Origin of the sequence: Micromonospora sp. ATCC 39149 (genome assembly GCF_000158815.1) — a bacterium.
Lineage (GTDB): Bacteria > Actinomycetota > Actinomycetes > Mycobacteriales > Micromonosporaceae > Micromonospora.
Map to the genome: position 1 here is coordinate 5,764,992 of NZ_GG657738.1, position 1,901 is coordinate 5,766,892.

At 75.2% G+C, this 1,901-nt stretch carries 2 protein-coding genes; both read left to right on the forward strand.

Annotated features, from left to right (window positions below; genetic code table 11):
• Positions 1-180, forward strand: a 180-nt coding sequence (locus tag MCAG_RS25295; RefSeq protein ID WP_036375198.1) for a hypothetical protein, incomplete at its 5' end; no start/stop codon positions are given.
• Between the two features lie 75 nt (positions 181-255).
• A complete protein-coding gene (locus MCAG_RS25300) occupies positions 256-1,752 on the forward strand; it encodes a replication-associated recombination protein A (protein ID WP_007075796.1) in 1,497 nt (498 codons plus the stop codon).
• Positions 1,753-1,901: the final 149 nt, after the last annotated feature.

Here is a 1,901-nt window from a genome sequence, read left to right on the forward strand (position 1 = left end):
TTCGCCCTGTTGCTCGACCTGCTCGACACCGACCTCGGCGCGCCGGATCTGTTCAACGTGCACACCCTGCTGATGCTCGGCCTGCTGCTGCTCTCCCTCTACCTGGCCGGGGTCGGCAGCGGCCCGCGCGGCGGTGGCGGTGGCCGCTGGTACCGCGGCCGCCGTCCCGGCCGCGGCTGACCGAAAGTGATCTAACCGGGCCGGGTCCGCGGCGCAGTTCCGGCGCGGCGGACCAGGCCCGGTACTGTCTTCGTGATGGAGTCCGACGCTCTCTTCTCTCTCGGCGCGCCCGCCGGGGCGCCCGGCGCCCCCACGGGCTCCGTCGGCGTCGACGGCTTCACCCCCGTGGCGGCCGACTCGCCACTTCCCGTCCGGATGCGCCCGGCGAGCCTCGACGAGCTGGTGGGGCAGGGGCACCTCCTCGCCCCGGGCGCGCCGCTGCGCCAGCTCGTCGTCGGGGCCACCCCGATGTCGGTGATCCTCTGGGGGCCGCCCGGCTGCGGGAAGACCACGATCGCGCATCTGGTGGCCCACGCCACCGACCGCCGTTTCGTGGCCATGTCGGCGCTCACCGCCGGGGTCAAGGACGTCCGCGCGGTGATCGACACCGCCCGCCGGCAGCGCCGCTCCGGTGGTCCGCAGACCGTGCTCTTCATCGACGAGGTGCACCGGTTCAGCAAGACTCAGCAGGACTCGTTGCTCGCCGCGGTCGAGGACCGGACGGTCACCCTGCTCGCGGCGACCACGGAGAACCCGTACTTCTCGGTCATCTCGCCGCTGCTGTCGCGGTGCGTGCTGCTCACCCTCCAGCCGCTGGACGACGCCGCCGTGCGCGGCCTGTTGCGCCGCGCGGTCGCCGACGCGCGCGGCCTCGCGGGCGCGTTCACCCTGGAGACCGACGCCGAGGACCACCTGGTACGCCTTGCCGGCGGCGACGTGCGCAAGGCCCTGACCGCCCTGGAGGCCGCAGCGGCCTCGGCGGCGGCACTCGGCGTCGACCGGATCGACCTGGCCACCGCCGAACAGGCGGTGGACGTCGCGGCGGTGCGCTACGACCGGGCCGGCGACGCCCACTACGACGTCACCAGCGCCTTCATCAAGAGCATGCGCGGCTCCGACGTCGACGCGGCGCTGCACTGGCTGGCCCGGATGCTGGTGGCCGGCGAGGACGCCCGGTTCATCGCCCGCCGGCTGGTCATCTTCGCCAGCGAGGACGTCGGGATGGCCGACCCGGGGGCGCTGGGCGTGGCCATCGCCGCCGCGCACGCCGTGGAGTTCGTCGGCCTGCCCGAGGCGCAGCTCAACCTCGCCCAGGCGGTTATCCACCTGGCCACCGCGCCGAAGTCCAACTCGGCGACCAGCGCGCTCGGGGCCGCCATTGCCGACGTCCGCGCCGGCCGGGGCGGGCCGGTGCCGCGCGGCCTGCGCGACGCCCACTACTCCGGCGCGCGGGGGCTCGGCCACGGCACCGGGTACCGCTATCCGCACGACGACCCCCGTGGGGTGGTCACCCAGCAGTACGCTCCCGACGATCTCGTCGGGGCCGACTACTACCGTCCCAGCGGGCATGGTGCGGAGCGGGCGGTGGCCACCCGGCTGCCGCTGCTGCGCCGGATCGTCCGGGGGTTGCCCACCCCGGCACGTCCGGACGGTCCGGACCTGCCGGGCAACGGCCGCCACCCGTCGGGCAACGGGCACGCCAGCGCGGCGGACGAGGACGGCGCGGGCGCCGTCGGGGAGGGCAAGCAGTGAAATCCCGTGGTTCGGAGCGACCGGAGGACGGCCCCGACGAGCGGCGCGAACCGCGCGCCAAGGGGCGCCGGTGGGGCCGGGGCCGGCCCGACAGCGAGCCCGATGGAGCCGATCTCCGGCGAGGAGTTCGGCTGGATCGACGACCTGCG

What these genes read in the sequence shown, in the direction of transcription:
- MCAG_RS25300 (WP_007075796.1), top strand. Translation starts at nt 256, where the DNA reads ATGGAGTCCGACGCTCTCTTCTCTCTCGGCGCGCCCGCCGGGGCGCCC.